The organism is Corynebacterium sp. LK2510 (assembly GCF_040946405.1).
In the GTDB taxonomy this organism is placed as follows: domain Bacteria; phylum Actinomycetota; class Actinomycetes; order Mycobacteriales; family Mycobacteriaceae; genus Corynebacterium.
In genome coordinates this window covers 1-15,024 of sequence record NZ_JAYWLR010000008.1, presented here as the reverse complement: position 1 = coordinate 15,024, position 15,024 = coordinate 1, and the positions used below count along the sequence as shown (strand labels likewise).

The window sequence follows — 15,024 nt, the reverse complement described above, 5'->3', positions numbered from 1 at the left end:
CCCCGAAACGCCGAAAGTGGGACTATCCGATCCCCGCCATTGCTGTGAGCACCCCGATGACCTCCGCGCCGTGGCGGCGCAGCCCGTCGTGCTGCCACGCGCTGGTCTCGTGCACGCGCGCGCCGAGGATGCCAGCGGTCTCCAGCGAGAGTTCGCGCGGGACGAAGATGTCGTCGGTGTAGACCACGGCGTAGGCGTTGCCGACGCGACCCAGGCCGGCGTAGAGGTTCGCCCAATCGTCCTTCGCGGCCAGCGCCTCAGCGGCCTGTTTGAAAGGGCGCAGTGCCGGGTCCTCGTCGAACTGGAAGGGGAAGATGTGCTCGCCGGTGAGGTAGAACTCCTCGTCGTCCGGGGAGGCGCCCGGCGCGAAACCAGCGAGGGTTTCGGACACGCGCTCCGCCGACCAGTTCGTCGCTCCCGGCACCGTGCCCGCGTAGATCGGCTCGTGGATCGCAGCGTACAGCGGGGCGGTCTCGAAACTGACCTGCGCGCCCACCTCCGCCAGGAAGTCGGTGCGCAGCCGGCCGTTGGAGTGGAAGGGCTGCTCGAGCAGCGCCGCAAGGGAATCGAATCCGCCCTCGCGACCCAGGTTGACCCCAATGGTGCGGAACCTCCGCGAGCTCAGGCGCTCCCCGGTGGGCAGAACCTCCTCCGAGGTGTCCAGGTGGCGGCAGATGTCGCGGATCCGCTGCTCGGAGAACGGCACCTCGGCGTAGAACCGCAGGTGGCGCGCCTTCAGTTTTGCGAATGTCGCCGCGTAGACCTCGTCAATGCCGCGGGTTGAGGTGGGCAGGCCCCCGGTGAAAAACGCATTACGGACGGCCCCGGGGTGGCGCGCGAGGTAGTGCGCCAGGCAGAACCCGCCGAAGGACTGCCCGAGCACGTCCCACTGTGCGATGCCGAGCTCGGCACGGACGGCCTCCGCGTCGGCGACGATGGCGTCGGCGCGAAGCTGGGTGAGGAAGGTGGCGTCGATAAGCTCCGGCGTGGCCCGGTCCACGCGCGTGGAGTTGCCGGTGCCGCGCTGGTCGAGCAGCACGACCCGGTAGTGCTTTAGCGCCTCACCGATCCACTCGAAGCGCTCGCGCGGGCTCGGAAAACCCGGCCCACCCTGGAGGAAGATCAGCGCGGGTGCGGTGTCGTCGCCCAGCACGCGGGCGAAGATTCTCACCCCTTCGCGCTTGAGCTCGATGGTGCGGCCGGATCCGAGAAGTCCCATGCCGCCGATGCTAGCGGGGCTGTGTCGGGGCCAGTGACAAAAGTGGCACCCGGCGCACGAGATTTGTCACTATCCCCAGGTCAGTTTTTCTGGCCAGCAACTTTTGTCACTGGACCACACCCCGACTACTCCTCGTCGGTCGACAGCGCGGCGACGAACGCCTCCTGCGGCACGGTAACCGAACCGATGGACTTCATGCGCTTCTTACCGGCCTTCTGCTTCTCCAGCAGCTTGCGCTTGCGGGAGATGTCACCGCCGTAGCACTTGGACAACACGTCCTTGCGCAGGGCGCGGATGTTCTCGCGGGCGATGATCTTCGAACCAATCGCTGCCTGGACGGGCACCTCGAACTGCTGGCGCGGGATGAGCTCCTTGAGCTTTTTGGTCATCTTGTTGCCGTACCAGTTCGCGGAGTCCTTGTGGACGATGGCGGAGAAGGCGTCGACAGGCTCGCCCTGGAGCAGGATGTCCACCTTGACCAGGTCACCCTCCTGCTCGCCGGCCTCCTCGTAGTTGAGCGAGGCGTAACCCTTGGTGCGGGATTTCAGCATGTCGAAGAAGTCGAAGATGATCTCGCCAAGCGGCATGATGTAGCGCAGCTCGACCCGGTCCTCGGAGAGGTACTCCATGTTCTTCATCGAGCCGCGCTTGGACTGGCACAGCTCCATCGTGGTACCGACGAATTCCTGCGGCACGATGATGGTCATGTTCACAATCGGCTCGTAGACCGCCTGCAGCTTGCCGCCCGGCCAGTCGGAGGGGTTGTGCACGACCTGCTCGCTGCCGTCTTCGGCGATGACGCGGTAGGTGACCGACGGCGCGGTGGAGATCAGGTCCAGGTCGAACTCGCGCTCGAGACGGTCGCGGGTGATCTCCATGTGGAGCAGGCCCAGGAAGCCGCAGCGGAAACCGAAGCCCAGGGCGACGGAGGTTTCGGGCTCCCAGGTCAGGGAGGCGTCGTTAAGCTGCAGCTTCTCCAGTGACTCGCGAAGTGCCGGGAAGTCCTCCTGGCTGACCGGGAACAGGCCCGAGTACACCATCGGCTTGACGTCCTCGAAGCCGTCAAGCGGCACGTCTGCGCCTTTCGACGCCCACGTGACCGTGTCGCCAACACGCGTCTCGCGCACATCTTTCACACCGGTGATGAGGTAGCCCACCTCGCCCGGGCCGAGACCCTTGGTCTTCTTCATCGTGGGCGAGACCACGCCGATCTCAAGGATCTCGTGCTTGACGCCGGTGTTCATCATCTGCACCTGCTGGCCCGGCTTGAGCGTGCCGTCCATCATGCGCACGTAGGTGACCACGCCGCGGTAGGTGTCGTAGACGGAATCGAAAATCAGCGCGCGGGCGGGCGCGTTCGGGTCGGAACCGGTCTCAGATTTCGGCGGCGGGACGAGCTCAACGAGCTTGTCCAGCAGCTCCGCTACGCCCTCGCCGGTCTTGCCGGACACGCGCAGCACGTCCTCGGGCTCGCATCCAATGATGTGGGCGATCTCGAGGGAGTACTTCTCCGGATCAGCGGCAGGCAGGTCGATCTTGTTCAGGACCGGAATGATCTCCAGGTCCTTGTCAATCGCCATGTAGAGGTTCGCCAGGGTCTGGGCCTCGATGCCCTGGGCTGCGTCGACAAGCAAGATCGCGCCCTCACACGCCTCGAGCGCGCGGGAGACCTCGTAGGAGAAGTCGACGTGGCCCGGGGTGTCGATCATCTGCAGCACGGTCGGCTTGCCGACGAACTCGCCGGAGCGCGGCGTCCACGGCAGGCGCACGTTCTGCGCCTTGATCGTGATGCCGCGCTCGCGCTCGATGTCCATGTTGTCGAGGTACTGATCGCGCATATCGCGCGCGTTCACCACGTTGGACAGCTGGAGAATGCGGTCGGCGAGGGTCGATTTGCCGTGGTCGATGTGGGCGATAATGCAGAAGTTGCGAATATCGGACGGATCCGTGAACGTCTGCTCCGCGAAATTCGTCGTTTGCGCAGCCATAGTTGCACCCACTCTACCGCCTTAAATGGGCAAACAAAACAGCCCACCCAGGCGCGCGACGCAGCCGCGCACATGGTTGTGCGAACCGTGCCGCGCTCGTAATGTGAATTCAAGCCTTCCGCCCACGAAAAAGGATCCGCCCATGTTCCTCCGCCGCGCGAACCGAACAGCGAACCGAACAGCGACACGGACTACAAGGCGGGCTGCGAAGCGGTCGTCGACAAGCGCGCTTGACGAGGGCCTCGCACTGCTCAACGAGCGCCTGGGCAGCTCCCCGCGCGACCGCCGGCGCACCGTGGCGGCGCATCTCCTGGTCAAACCCACCGCGAAGATGGCCCGCGGCATCTACTACGCCCCCGACATGGATGGCCAGGCCGAGCCCGGCGAGGTCGTCTGGGTAACGGTGCCGTCGTCGCCACCGCGGGAGCGCTCCATCGTGGTCATCGGCCGCGAGCACCGCGACGTGATCGGCTTGCTCATCTCCCCGGAAACAGACCACGCCCGCGACGACGACTGGCTGGGCATCGGCTCCGGCGAGTGGGAGGACAACGGCGAGGAGTGCTGGGTGCGCCTGGACAAGACGCTGCTGGTGCCGGAAACCGACGTCCACCGCCGGGGCATCTACCTTCCGCCGCGGCGCTTCGACCGTATCGCCAACCGCCTGCGCGACCGCTTCGACTGGTCATAGGCGCCGCAACGGTTTGGAGCCGGAGCCTGCGCCTTGCTATCCTGCTCTAGTTGTCCGTATCCGGGATTCATACGGGTGCGTCGAGCTACGCGAGCAGGACCTTGGGCCCGCGTTCTTTTCAAAGCCCGGCGCGCAATGCCCTTCCCGGGTCGACTGCATTGACACAGATTCGACCTAAACCAAGAGGTGTACCTAGATGGCAAACATCAAGCAGCAGAAGAAGCGCGTTCTCACCAACGAGAAGCGCCGCCTGCGCAACAAGTCCGTGCGCTCCGCAACCCGCACCGAGATCCGCAAGTTCCGCGAGGCTGTCGAGTCCGGCGACAAGGCTGCCGCTGAGGCTCAGCTGCGCGTTGCTTCCCGCAAGCTGGACAAGGCTGTGACCAAGGGCGTCTACCACCGCAACTCTGCGGCGAACAAGAAGTCCAACATGGCTCGCGCCCTCAACAAGATGGCCTAAGCGCCACCTTGTCACCCGGCTTCCCGTTTACGGGGAGCCGGGTTTTTCTTTGCCGCTGCCCACACTCTCCCACTGCCTACGCCGCTTGGCCGACTTGGAGTGGTTGCGCACCGCGACCATGGCGACGACAACAGCGATGAGAATCGGCACCCACAGCCGCTGGTAATCCATCACAATTTTCACCCACTCCGGCAGCTCCGGCAGCGTGGGCATGCTTATCGACGGCACCGGCAAGCGAATCTCCGGAATGTCCGGCACCGGCAGGTAGATGCCCGGCCAGGTGATCTCCCAGTCGGGGACGAACTGCAGCAGCCACTCGAGCACCCGCGCGAGAAAACGCGCGATCACTGGACCAAGAATGAGGGCGGCAAGCGCCCACCCGCTCTTGCCGATACCCGCCGCCAGCGGATACAGCACGCGCTTGATCGGGCTGCGTTCCATCTCTGCGCGCCGGTGTGCTCCCCTGCTGCCGGCCGAAGGGTCGCACTCGACGACCTCTTTGCCTTGGCGGAATTCGACATTGATGGGCTCACCCAGGATGGACGTGTCGATCTTCAGGTGCGGTTTCGAGAAATCCGCCACCATGTCGTTGTCACTGAACTCCAGCGGGTTTTTCCGCAGCTGAAGCGGGATTCGGCCGCTACGCACGCGCCTAAAGCGGCCCATGACCTCCCCGTCGACAGACACCTGCAGGCGCAGAGCCGGATTGTGCATACGCGCCGTGATGCGCTCGGAGAGCGACGAGTCGGCGGTCACGGGGCGGATCTCGTCGTCTTCCGACCCCGGCCAGGCGACCTCGCGCGCGGCGAACTCCGGGTCGTAGCCGAATTCGGCGACGATGCGGCCGTACTCTGGGTGATCGAGGACCCACGCTTCCATCTAGCTCACCCGCCGCAGCCGCGCCAGCGCCCCGCCTGCCGCGGCCAGTACGGCCACAACAAGCGCGTAGATCCAGGCGCCGTCGTTGTAGAACATCCAGCTCGAGACAAGAAAGAACGTGCCGGCAAGCAGTGGGAATGATCCTGTGGGGCGGAAGGTGACGGCGTCGATAAGCCCAAGTGCGAAGGACACCGCGGGCAGGTAGACGAGCAGCACAGCGGTCACGGTCGAACCCGGAAGCGTCAGCGCGAGCAGCACGGGCACGACCGCGATGGCAACAAGCGCCAGCCACGGCACCGCCTTCTGGCGGCCGGCGCGGCCCTGCTCTTCCTGTGCTTCTGTTTCTTCGGGTTCTTCCGTCCTCACGCGGGAGAGGATAACACCCATCGGCGCTAGGGTGGCCCCATGGCTCCCACCCTGTTTTCCCACGATGACGTTGTCATATCCACGGCCCGCGTGCTCCTGCGCAACCGGTTCACCCTGTCGGCGCCCGACGGCACCCCGCTCGGCGTCGCCACGCAGAGACGGTTCTCGCTCGCCGAGATGTTCACCAGCTCCCGCAGCATCGACGTCGAGGAGACAGCAACCGACGGAACCCCGCTGCGCGCGGTGCTGACACTCACTGACCCGTTCAACCTCCTGCGCGACTCGTACGAGGTGTTCCTCCCCGGCGGCGCGGTCCCGCTGGCGCGGGTGACCAACCGGTTCTCGCTGGCACGCGAACGCTTCACCATCACGATGGACGGCCTCCCCGACATCGAGGCCCGCGGCAGCGTCTGGCGGTGGAACTTCGAGCTGGCCTCGCGCGGTGCGACGATTGCCACGATCGACACCCGGTGGTCGGGCTTGGGCCGGTTCATGATGGGCAAACGCACCTACGTCCTGCACATGACCCCCGGGCTGAGCGAGCACCAGCGCGCGGCCATCGTCGGCACCACCCTGTGCATGGAGATGGCACGGGCGAAGCGCAACGCCCGGGCCAGCAGCTAGGCGGCTTACTGTCCCATCAGCTGCGCCAGGTCCTCCCGGCCGAACATCTGGGCGGTCGCCACCGCGTCCGGATGGCCCGCCCGCGGGTCGGCGCCCGCGTCGAGGAGGACCTCGACGATCGCGTCCTCCTTCTTGAAGATCACGCCGGACAGCGGCGACTGGCCGCGCGCATTGAGCTTGTCGACGTCCGCCCCGCGCCCAATCAGACCCCGCACGAGCTCCTCGTGCCCCGAGTACGCCGCGAGCATGAGGAAAGTGTTGCCGTCCTGGTTGGCCATGTCCACGTCGACGCCGTGGTCGACGTAGTCGAGCAACGCGACATCGCCGTTGCGGGCGAAGTTAAACAGCTTGGCGGCAAATTCCTGCACGTCCTCGGGAACATGGTCGCGGGTGGCATTGTCCTCGTTCACACCAGCCAATCTAACATCGTCCTGCTCTGCCTATCGGGCTAGCTCCGCAATCCGGCGCACCGCGTTCTCAAGGGCGAACCGCTCGTCGCCGCCCTGGCCTTTCACCGCGGCGTCGAGCTCCGCGATGATGATGACGGCCTCGCTGACCGACTCGCCCGACCAGTTGCGCGCGATCTGCATCGCTTTTTTCGCCGCGAACGGGTGCATCCCGAGCGTGCGGGCGAGCTGGTTCGGGTTGCCACGGGTGTTATAGACCTTGGCGATGTCACCCACCTTCACCGCCAGCGCCGCCGCCACCGCCACCGGGCTCAAACCCAGCTGCAGCGCGCGGCGGGTCGATGCCAGGGCCTTGTCCACGCGCCCCGTGACCGCCTGCTCAGCGATGTCAAAGCCCGAAACCTCCGCAACACCCGAGTAGTAGGCGCGCACGCCCGCGACCGTGAGCTCGCCCTCCGTGTCGGCGACAAGCTGGTCGACAGCAGAGGCGAGCTCGCGCAGGTCGGAGCCCACCGACTCCAGCAGCGCCGCGACCACGTCCGGGGTGGGGCGCTGTCCGTGGCGGCGAAACTCCTGGCTGACCCACGTATGGCGCTCGTTGTCGCGCAGCGGGTTGACCTCGTGCACCTGGGCGACCTTGGCAAACTTCGGCACCATCGCCTTCTGCCGGCCACCGCCGGTGTGCTCGATGATCAAGGTCAGCCCCGACGGCGGGTCAACCGCCACCCGCAACAGCGCCTCGACCGGCTCCTTGCCTGCCTGCTCTGTGGCCGTGACGATCACGATCTGTTCCTCGGCGAACAAGGAGGGGCTCGTCGCCATGGCGAGTTCTCCCTCTGTCACCTCGCTGGCGGGCAGCCTAGTCAGGTCCGCGGCCGGGCTGGCGTTTTCGAGGATGGCGGCGGTGGCGCGCTCGGCGAGGAACTCGTCTTCGCCGAGGACCAGGTGGACGTCGGAGTGCATGCCGCCCATCCTATCCGCCCCCTGTGGCACCCCGGTTGGGGTACACCACGGGGATCCCGCCGGCGGTCACTACCGGCCGTGGCGGCGCCCGACCGCTTTCCAGCACGACGACGACCTCGGTTCCCTCCGGGACCGGTTCGACGTCGTCCTCGGTGGACACCACGTGGGTGCGCGCTGTGGCTGGGTCGATCGCCGGGTGGCGCGGGGTGGGCTGCGCTGCCAGGGACGCGACCGCCACCACCGCAGCCGCGGCGAGCGCCGTGAACCGGGGGCGGCCGGCCACCAGGCCCGCGATGATCCAGCCGTAGACAACGAGGACCGTCAGCGGGCGCGCCTGAATGGTCGCGCCCGGCAGGCGCGCGCCGTGCTCGGCCACCGCGCTGACCCACCACGCCAGGGGCTCCACCACCCACAACAGCGGGGCCTCCGCTCCTCCGGGCAGGAGTGCGAGCACGGTGGCCACCAAACCCAGCACGGTGATCGGGCCGACGCACGGTGCCACCAGCACGTTGGCGGCTACTGCCACGAGGGAGACCCGGCCTGTCATCAGTGCGATCAGCGGCATGGTCACCACGTCCGCCGCCACCGCCACGGCGAGCGCGCGGGTGAGGATCTCGGGCCAGCGCAGCACCGCCAGCGCGCGGTACAGCAGCGGGCTGAGCACGACGATCCCCGCGGTCGCGGCAACCGACAGGGCGAAGCCGTAGCTGACCGCCAGGTTGGTGTCGACGATGACGAGTGCGACCACCGCGAGGCACAGCGCGTGGACCGGCTCGGAGATCCGCGACGACAGCACGGCCACTAGCGACACCAGGCCGGTGACGCTCGCGCGCAGCACGCTGGGCTCGGCCCCGACGAGGCAGGCGTAGGTCATCAGCGCGACACCCGCGCACACGATCCGTGCACGAAGCCCGCAACCCAGCGCGCTGGCGACAAGCACGGCGGCCGTGGTCACGATGGCGACGTTGCTGCCCGAGACCGCGCTCAGGTGCGACAGCCCGGTGTCCACGTACGCCTGCTGCTGCGCCGGAGTCTGAAGCGAGGTGTCGCCGAGGACCAGCCCGGGCACCAGCCCGCGCGGGCCCTCCCCGAGGTGCGCGGCTGCCGCAGAGGTCAGCGTCTCGCGCACGTGCCCCGCAACGGCAGCCATACCCCGCGGCGGCTCCACCACCTGGACCTGCCCGCTCAGCGTGATCCGGGTGGTGCCCGGCCGTCCCACCTCGCCCACCGTGCCGATGGCGTCTACGACCGCACCGGGGACCGCCCCGTCGGGCAGGCCGCGGGTGAACACGGGGATCGGCCCGGGGTGGCCGGGCACTGAGACGCGGACGAGGAATCCGCCGTCGGCAAGTGGCACCGGCGCGCTGGACACGGTCCCGCGCACCGACCCTGGTGGGTCGAAGCGTTCAGCCAACATCAAGCGCACTGTGGCCACCGCCCACGACGCCGCGCCCAACCCGGCAACCAAGATGGCCTGCCCGTACTGCCGCAGCGCCGCACACGCTAATCCCGCGGTGACCACCAGCGCTGCGGCGGGCACCACCCCAACAACAAGGACGGTGAGCGCCGCCGCCCACACCGCAAGCGCAGGAGGAACGAGGCGCAGTTCCTGCACTACTTACACCGTGACCAGGTCTTTGAGTGCTGCGAACTTCGCCGGACCAATGCCTTTGACCTCTTCGAGCTGGTCCACCGTAGCGAACGGGCCGTTGGCCTCGCGGTGGGCGACAATCGCCGCCGCGGTGGCCTGCCCCACCCCAGGCAAGGAAGTGAGCTGCTCCGCAGTCGCGGAGTTCAGCGAGACCAACCCGCTGGACGGGCCACCTACGGCATCAGGCGCCAGCGGGGCGGCGCCGAGGGCCTGGACGTGGATCTGTTGGCCGTCGACAAGCACCTGCGCCTGGTTGACGCTGACAAGGTCGGCGTCCGGGAGCGGGTGGGCTTGCGCGAGCGCCTCGGCGACGCGGGCACCGTCCGGCAGGGTGACCAGACCGGGCTGCTCCACCGCGCCGACGACCGAGACGACCACCTCCGCGGGGGCAACGGAGGTGGACGCCTCCGCAACCGCTCCCCACTGCGCCGGCGGCAGCTCGGCCGGTTGCGGGCGCAGCACGAACCAGCCGCCGAGAAGAGCAGCGACAGCCAGCACCGCCGCGACCGCGGTCCGGGGTTCGACCCGCACGCGCGGGGGCGGATAGTCGACGTGCATGACGTCTTCCTCCCCCGTCGGACGGGTAAGTTCCTTCAGCCGGCCAGATGCCGCGGTTGCCAGTGAGCCCATAGCCCGCACGCTACGGCGCACCACCCACCGCAGAAAAGAACCCCGGCCCCTCCTGTGGAGAACCGGGGTGATACGTCACCTACGCGTCGACGTTATCCACAACTTCGGAGGAGAACACAACCGACAGGCCCACGGCTCCGGGGCCGGTGTGCACCGCGAGGACGTCGACAAGCGGCTCAACCATGAGCTTCGAGCCCTCGGGCAACACCTCACGCAGGGTGCTTTCCAGCGCCTCCGCCACATCCGGCGCGTCGGCGTGCTGGATGGCGGCGAAGACCGGCTTGCCTTCGGCGCGCTCGAGCACGAGCTCGGTGAGCTTGGACAGCGCCTTCGTCTGTGTGCGCGTCTTGCCTGCTAGCTCCAGCTTGCCCTCGTGCAGGCGCAAGATGGGCTTGGTTGCCAGCAACGCGGCGGACAAGACCGCAGTGCCGGTGGACAACCGCCCGCTCTTGCGCAGCCCGTCGAGCTGATGCAGGTACAGCCACGTCTCGGAGCGCGCAAGCGTGAGCTGAGCCAGCTTCTCGCACTCGTCCAGGCTCGCCCCCTCACGCGCGAGCGATCCGGCGGCCATCGCGGCGGCGCCGAGCGCCATGCCCGCGGTGTCCGTGTCCACGACGCGCACCGTGCCGGGAAACACCGCTGACGCCGACACTGCGGCCGACCAGGTGGACGAGAGGTTCTTGGACAAATGCAGGGCGACCACGCCTTCGTCGCCGCCGCGCTCGAGCTGACGGGCGTAAACAGCCGCCAGTTCAATCGCGGACAGCCCGCTTGTCGACGCCCCCTCGCCCTCGCCTTCCATCACATGCAGCGCGGCCACTGTGATGTCGAGCTGTTCGGCGATCTCCTCGGGCAGGCCGGCGGCGGAGTCAACGACGATGCGAACTGCCATCAGTCACCGTTTCCTTGGTTCCACGCTTCGAGGTACCACTGCACTTTGCCGGGCTGCGCCTTACCGTCGTGTGGGTAGGCGGGCATGGCCACCAGCTGGGAGGTGTTCGTGTTGTTTAAGCCCTTGAGCAGCGGGTACTGGGACTCGGCTAGGTCGAGCAGGTTCGACGTCAGCGCCGAGATGGTGCCGCCGTGGGCGACGAGGAGCACGGCGTTGTCCTCCCAATCGTCGTAAGTCTCCATGAGCTCATCGACGACCGGGCGAGCTCGGCGCGCCACGTCGAGGCGGCTCTCCCCCTCCGGCGGAGCCCACCCTGCATTGTTGCGCCAGTGGGCGCGGATGCCGTCGCGCCACGAGTCGACCTCGTGGTGGGTCTTGCCCTGCCACTGGCCGAGGTGCGTCTCGCGCAGCCGCTCGTCCAGGGAAATGTCCAGGCCGAGGACATCGGCGACGATCTCGGCGGTAACGCGTGCGCGGACGAGGTCGGAGGAAACGATCTTTGTCACGCCGGCGTCACGCAACCGTTCGGCCGCCGCGCGCGCCTGCTGCTTGCCCAGGTCGGACAGGTCCGTGTCCAGCTGGCCCTGCATCCTGCGGGTGGCGTTGTACTGCGTCTGCCCGTGGCGCAGCATGATCAGTCGTCGCTTCATTGTTCCGTTACCTACCTCGCGTCGTGGCCAAAACTCCTGCTGCGTTCGAACTCCTGCGGTGTTAGAACCGGTATCCGGGCTCGTCGAACTCGTCGCCGGCTGCCGGGCCGTCGCCGGCAAGCGGCAGGTCCTCGATGTCCTGGACCGAACGCACCGCAGCGCCATCGGCGGCGTCGGCAGCGAAGTTGTCGGGGCGCTCGTAGGGCTCAAGACCCTCGACCTCGATGACCGGGCAGTCGGCGTAGAGGCGGTCCAGGCCGTAAAAGTCACGCTCAGCGTCGCGCTGCACGTGGACGATCACGGTGCCGTAATCCAGCAGGACCCACCGCAGCTCGCGGTTGCCCTCGCGGCGCTTCGGCTCGAGCCCGGCCGCGGTCATGGCGTCCTCGATTTCTTCCGTGATCGCGCCGACCTGGCGCTCGTTGTCGGCGGAGACGACGACGAAGATGTCCGTAATGCCCAAGACATCCGAGACGTCAATGACGCCGATGTTGCGGCCGAGCTTCTCGTCTGCGGCGCGCGCGGCCACGATGGCCTGTTCGCGGGACGTTTGCAATGCAGTCAAATGAATTGGTTCCTTATGTCGAATAAACCGGCTTATGGACGAATCGATTGGCGATCGAACTCCGAGTACGTGCACATTCTCCCACGCCGGCGGCGATAAGTGCCACTTACGCGCCCGTGTACAGCCGGTTCTTCGCGATGTACTGGACCACGCCGTCGGGTACGAGGTACCACACAGGACGGCCCTCGGCTGCGCGGGCGCGGCAATCGGTCGATGAGATCGCCAGCGCCGGGATTTCGATCAGGTGCACCCGCTCCTGGTGCTCGAGGGGCAGCATGTCCTCCCGCAGCTCGTAGCCCGGCCGGGTCACGCCCACGAACTGAGCCTGCTCAAACATCTTGTCCCAGTTGTGCCACGACATGATCGATCCGAGCGCGTCGGCGCCGGTGATGAAGTACAGCTCCGCATCCGGGTACAGCGCCTTGAGGTCGGTCAGGGTGTCGATCGTGTAGGTGGGCCCGTCGCGGTCGATGTCGACGCGCGAGACGTGGAAGCGCGGGTTCGACGCCGTGGCGATCACCGTCATGAGGTAGCGGTGCTCTGACGCCGTGACCTGGGTGCCGTCTTTTTGCCACGGCTGGCCCGTCGGCACGAAGATCACCTCGTCGAGCGCGAAGTGGTTCGCCACCTCGCTCGCGGCCACGAGGTGGCCGTGGTGGACGGGGTCGAAGGTCCCGCCCATCACTCCGATGCGTCGCTTCGGCACCGACCCCGCCGAGGTGATCTCTCGCGTATTCATATCGACCCAGCCTAGCGGGCAGGCCCGGCGCAACCCGCTACGGGCGGGTCTGGCCGTTGCCCTGCAGAATCCACTTGGTGCTGGTCAGCTCCGGCAGCGCCATGGGCCCGCGGGCGTGCAGCTTCTGGGTGGAGATGCCGATCTCCGCGCCGAAGCCGTACTGCTCGCCGTCCGTGAACGCGGTCGAGGTGTTCAACGCCACCGCCGCCGAGTCCACCGCGTTGGCAAACCGCATGAGCGTCGCCGTATCACGCGAGGCGATCGCGTCAGTGTGCCCCGTCGACCAGCGCGCGATGTGCTCGATGGCACCCTCCACCCCGTCGACAACGGCGAAGGCAATGTCGAAGGAGAGGTACTCCTCGGCCCAGTCCGCCTCCGTCGCTGCCACCACGTCGGCCGCGCCGAACGCGCGAAGCTTATCGACGTCGCCGTGCACCGTCACCCCGGCCTCCTGCAGGGCCTGAAGCACACGAAGCTTATCGACGTCCGGCAGGGCGGCGTCGACAAGCACCGTCTCCGTCGCGTTGCACACCGAGACCCGGCGCGTCTTGCCGTTGAGGAGCATCTCGATCGCGGAGTCGACATCCGCGGCCGCATCGATGTAGAAGTGGCAGTTGCCCGTGCCGGTCTCGATCGTCGGCACCGTCGCGCCGAGCACAACGGCCTCGATGAGGCGTGCTCCCCCGCGGGGAATGACGACGTCGACAAGCCCGCGGGCGGTGATGAGATCCTGGACCGAGTCGTGGGTCTCGCACGGCAAAAGCTGGACGATTTCGCGCGGCAACCCGTGCGCGGCGGCGACGTCCTGCAGCACCCCAACGAGCGCCTCGTTGGAGCGGCGCGCCGACTTCGACCCGCGCAGCAGCGCGACGTTGCCAGATTTTAGCGCCAGCCCGAACGCGTCCACGGTGACGTTGGGGCGCGCCTCGTAGACCATGCCCATCACGCCCAGCGGCACGCGCACCTGCCGCATCTGGATACCGTTGCCCATCGTGTGCCCGCGCAGCACCTCGCCCACCGGGTCCGACAACCCGGCTACCTGGCGTAGGCCGCCTGCGATGCCTTCGATACGCCCGTGGTCGAGCGCGAGCCTGTCAACGAGCGAGTCGTCCATCCCCGCCGCACGGCCCGCCTCGATGTCGTCGGCGTTGGCGGCGAGGATCTCCTCAGCGCGTTCAACGAGCGCGTCTGCCGCCGCGTGCAGCAGCTCGTTCTTCGCCGGAGTCGACAGCGTGGCCACCTGCGGGGCGACCTGCTTCGCCGCACGGGCCTTGGCCAGCACATCCTCGCGCTCGCGGGCGCGCTCGGGGGAAAGGGCAGTGCCCTTGGCAGTGTCCATAGCAGTCATGCCCACCTAGTTTAGACGTCGGCTCAGTAGCCGTGGTCCACATCCACCTCGGTGCGCATCGTCTCGCCTGAGCTGTAGAGGCGCCAGTTCTCGTCGGCAAGCGCGCCGATTCGCGCCTGGGTGTAGCGCGGAATGTTCGCGGTGTGGGGCGTAATCACGCAGTTCGGCATGTCCCATAGCGGGTGGTCGGCGGGCAAAGGTTCGGGCTCGGTGACATCGAGGCCCGCGCCCGCGATCGTGCCGTCGTGCAGCGCGTCCGCGAGCGCATCATGGTCGATCAGCGGGCCGCGCCCCACATTGACCACCACGGCGTGCGAAGGCATGAGTTCGAGCACCTCGGCGTCGACCATGTGCCTGGTCTCCTCGGTCAGCGGTGCGAGCAGGACGAAGTAGTCCGCGCTCGACCACACCTCCCGCGATGCGGGATCCGACATCGCGACGGTACGCGCCGCTCCCTCGACCGGGGTGCCGGACCGGTTGACTGCGATGACGTCGACGCCGAATGGCTCAAGGAACTTAATGAGTGTGCGCCCGATCCCGCCCGCGCCGATGATGGCGACCGTGGCCTTGTCGAACAGGTAATTGGTGGAGGCGAACAGCTCGCGCTGGTTCCACTCGCGCTCGACAGCCTTGTGCTGGTGCAGCACGGCGAGCAAGAGCGCGAGCGCGGACTCGGCAACGGTGTCGTCGAAAAGCCCGGCGGCGTTGGCCCACCGCACGTCATGGGCCGCGAGGATGCCCTCCTGCGCGAGCTCCTCCACGCCGGCGTAGCAAACCTGCACCACCTTCACGCTGGCCGGCAACCGCTCTGGGAAGTGGCGGGGAGTGCCCCGAAACATCACCAGGTCAGGCTCGTCGTCCATCCCGACGTGCATGTGGCCGGCGGCTTCTAAGTCCGATACCGCCTGCGGCCACGGCTTGGGTACGAATGCGAATTTCATACCCGCCAATCTAG

Annotated in this window: 17 protein-coding genes; 3 read left to right on the top strand and 14 right to left on the bottom strand. The window is 67.4% G+C overall.

From position 1 onward, the window contains the following. Window positions 1-22 precede the first annotated feature (22 nt). A complete protein-coding gene (locus VVR41_RS05900; protein ID WP_368523985.1) occupies window positions 23-1,219 on the bottom strand; it encodes an alpha/beta fold hydrolase in 1,197 nt (398 codons plus the stop codon). Between the two features lie 125 nt (window positions 1,220-1,344). Continuing rightward, entirely contained in the window at window positions 1,345-3,207 is a 1,863-nt protein-coding gene (gene lepA / locus VVR41_RS05895) for a translation elongation factor 4 (RefSeq protein WP_368523984.1), read from the bottom strand. 142 nt (window positions 3,208-3,349) lie between these two features. Between lepA and VVR41_RS05890 the strand changes: the two genes are divergently transcribed. Both VVR41_RS05890 and rpsT read left to right on the top strand, forming a co-directional pair. Next, window positions 3,350-3,895 carry a type II toxin-antitoxin system PemK/MazF family toxin gene (locus VVR41_RS05890; RefSeq protein ID WP_368523983.1) on the top strand — a complete coding sequence of 182 codons (546 nt, stop codon included), beginning with the start codon at window positions 3,350-3,352 and terminating at the stop codon, window positions 3,893-3,895. Between the two features lie 196 nt (window positions 3,896-4,091). Beyond that, the gene (rpsT, locus tag VVR41_RS05885) at window positions 4,092-4,355 is read left to right on the top strand and encodes a 30S ribosomal protein S20 (RefSeq protein WP_321101258.1); all 264 of its coding nucleotides are present in this window, start codon (window positions 4,092-4,094) and stop codon (window positions 4,353-4,355) included. A gap of 27 nt (window positions 4,356-4,382) precedes the next feature. On the opposite strand, the gene VVR41_RS05880 is transcribed toward rpsT, so the two are convergent. Together VVR41_RS05880 and VVR41_RS05875 are read right to left on the bottom strand one after the other, a co-directional pair. After that, a complete protein-coding gene (locus tag VVR41_RS05880; protein WP_368523982.1) occupies window positions 4,383-5,234 on the bottom strand; it encodes a hypothetical protein in 852 nt (283 codons plus the stop codon). Then, on the bottom strand, window positions 5,235-5,600 hold the full coding sequence (locus tag VVR41_RS05875) for a hypothetical protein (RefSeq protein WP_368523981.1): 366 nt from the start codon (window positions 5,598-5,600) through the stop codon (window positions 5,235-5,237). It lies immediately after the preceding gene. A 39-nt stretch (window positions 5,601-5,639) separates the two neighbouring features. On the opposite strand from VVR41_RS05875, the gene VVR41_RS05870 reads away from it, so the two are divergent. Then, window positions 5,640-6,224: an LURP-one-related/scramblase family protein gene (locus VVR41_RS05870; RefSeq protein WP_368523980.1), complete on the top strand. Its 585-nt coding sequence runs from the start codon at window positions 5,640-5,642 to the stop codon at window positions 6,222-6,224. Window positions 6,225-6,229: 5 nt separating this feature from the next. Here the strand turns inward: VVR41_RS05870 and VVR41_RS05865 are convergent, their stop codons facing one another. The 10 genes from VVR41_RS05865 to VVR41_RS05820 form a co-directional block, all read right to left on the bottom strand. Then, on the bottom strand, window positions 6,230-6,634 hold the full coding sequence (locus VVR41_RS05865) for an ankyrin repeat domain-containing protein (protein ID WP_368523979.1): 405 nt from the start codon (window positions 6,632-6,634) through the stop codon (window positions 6,230-6,232). 30 nt (window positions 6,635-6,664) lie between these two features. Continuing rightward, window positions 6,665-7,594, bottom strand: a complete 930-nt coding sequence (holA, locus tag VVR41_RS05860) for a DNA polymerase III subunit delta (RefSeq protein WP_409338281.1) — start codon at window positions 7,592-7,594, stop codon at window positions 6,665-6,667. Window positions 7,595-7,604: 10 nt separating this feature from the next. After that, a complete protein-coding gene (locus VVR41_RS05855) occupies window positions 7,605-9,209 on the bottom strand; it encodes a ComEC/Rec2 family competence protein (protein WP_368523977.1) in 1,605 nt (534 codons plus the stop codon). Window positions 9,210-9,212: 3 nt separating this feature from the next. Further along, the gene (locus VVR41_RS05850) at window positions 9,213-9,875 is read right to left on the bottom strand and encodes a ComEA family DNA-binding protein (RefSeq protein ID WP_368523976.1); all 663 of its coding nucleotides are present in this window, start codon (window positions 9,873-9,875) and stop codon (window positions 9,213-9,215) included. A 79-nt stretch (window positions 9,876-9,954) separates the two neighbouring features. Next, window positions 9,955-10,767, bottom strand: coding sequence for a DegV family protein (locus VVR41_RS05845; protein ID WP_321101274.1), 813 nt, complete (start codon window positions 10,765-10,767; stop codon window positions 9,955-9,957). Next, window positions 10,767-11,417: a histidine phosphatase family protein gene (locus VVR41_RS05840; RefSeq protein WP_368523975.1), complete on the bottom strand. Its 651-nt coding sequence runs from the start codon at window positions 11,415-11,417 to the stop codon at window positions 10,767-10,769. The genes VVR41_RS05845 and VVR41_RS05840 overlap by 1 nt, the downstream gene beginning before the upstream one ends. Before the next feature lie 61 nt (window positions 11,418-11,478). After that, on the bottom strand, window positions 11,479-11,982 hold the full coding sequence (gene rsfS / locus VVR41_RS05835; protein ID WP_368523974.1) for a ribosome silencing factor: 504 nt from the start codon (window positions 11,980-11,982) through the stop codon (window positions 11,479-11,481). A gap of 106 nt (window positions 11,983-12,088) precedes the next feature. Beyond that, complete coding sequence (gene nadD / locus VVR41_RS05830; RefSeq protein WP_368523973.1) at window positions 12,089-12,721, bottom strand: nicotinate-nucleotide adenylyltransferase; 633 nt, start codon at window positions 12,719-12,721, stop codon at window positions 12,089-12,091. 37 nt (window positions 12,722-12,758) lie between these two features. Continuing rightward, window positions 12,759-14,069 (bottom strand): glutamate-5-semialdehyde dehydrogenase, encoded by a 1,311-nt coding sequence (locus VVR41_RS05825; RefSeq protein WP_368523972.1) that lies wholly within the window; start codon window positions 14,067-14,069, stop codon window positions 12,759-12,761. 23 nt (window positions 14,070-14,092) lie between these two features. Next, a complete protein-coding gene (locus VVR41_RS05820; protein ID WP_368523971.1) occupies window positions 14,093-15,010 on the bottom strand; it encodes a D-isomer specific 2-hydroxyacid dehydrogenase family protein in 918 nt (305 codons plus the stop codon). Window positions 15,011-15,024 lie beyond the last annotated feature (14 nt).

Excerpts from the sequence above, each read along its gene's own strand:
- holA (WP_409338281.1), bottom strand. The coding sequence starts at position 7,594 with ATGCACTCCGACGTCCACCTGGTCCTCGGCGAAGACGAGTTCCTCGCC.
- VVR41_RS05845 (WP_321101274.1), bottom strand. The coding sequence starts at position 10,767 with ATGGCAGTTCGCATCGTCGTTGACTCCGCCGCCGGCCTGCCCGAGGAG.
- lepA (WP_368523984.1), bottom strand. The coding sequence starts at position 3,207 with ATGGCTGCGCAAACGACGAATTTCGCGGAGCAGACGTTCACGGATCCG.
- VVR41_RS05890 (WP_368523983.1), top strand. The coding sequence starts at position 3,350 with ATGTTCCTCCGCCGCGCGAACCGAACAGCGAACCGAACAGCGACACGG.
- nadD (WP_368523973.1), bottom strand. The coding sequence starts at position 12,721 with ATGAATACGCGAGAGATCACCTCGGCGGGGTCGGTGCCGAAGCGACGC.
- VVR41_RS05825 (WP_368523972.1), bottom strand. The coding sequence starts at position 14,069 with ATGACTGCTATGGACACTGCCAAGGGCACTGCCCTTTCCCCCGAGCGC.
- rpsT (WP_321101258.1), top strand. The coding sequence starts at position 4,092 with ATGGCAAACATCAAGCAGCAGAAGAAGCGCGTTCTCACCAACGAGAAG.
- VVR41_RS05840 (WP_368523975.1), bottom strand. The coding sequence starts at position 11,417 with ATGAAGCGACGACTGATCATGCTGCGCCACGGGCAGACGCAGTACAAC.
- VVR41_RS05820 (WP_368523971.1), bottom strand. The coding sequence starts at position 15,010 with ATGAAATTCGCATTCGTACCCAAGCCGTGGCCGCAGGCGGTATCGGAC.
- VVR41_RS05850 (WP_368523976.1), bottom strand. The coding sequence starts at position 9,875 with ATGGGCTCACTGGCAACCGCGGCATCTGGCCGGCTGAAGGAACTTACC.
- VVR41_RS05900 (WP_368523985.1), bottom strand. The coding sequence starts at position 1,219 with ATGGGACTTCTCGGATCCGGCCGCACCATCGAGCTCAAGCGCGAAGGG.
- VVR41_RS05870 (WP_368523980.1), top strand. The coding sequence starts at position 5,640 with ATGGCTCCCACCCTGTTTTCCCACGATGACGTTGTCATATCCACGGCC.
- VVR41_RS05880 (WP_368523982.1), bottom strand. The coding sequence starts at position 5,234 with ATGGAAGCGTGGGTCCTCGATCACCCAGAGTACGGCCGCATCGTCGCC.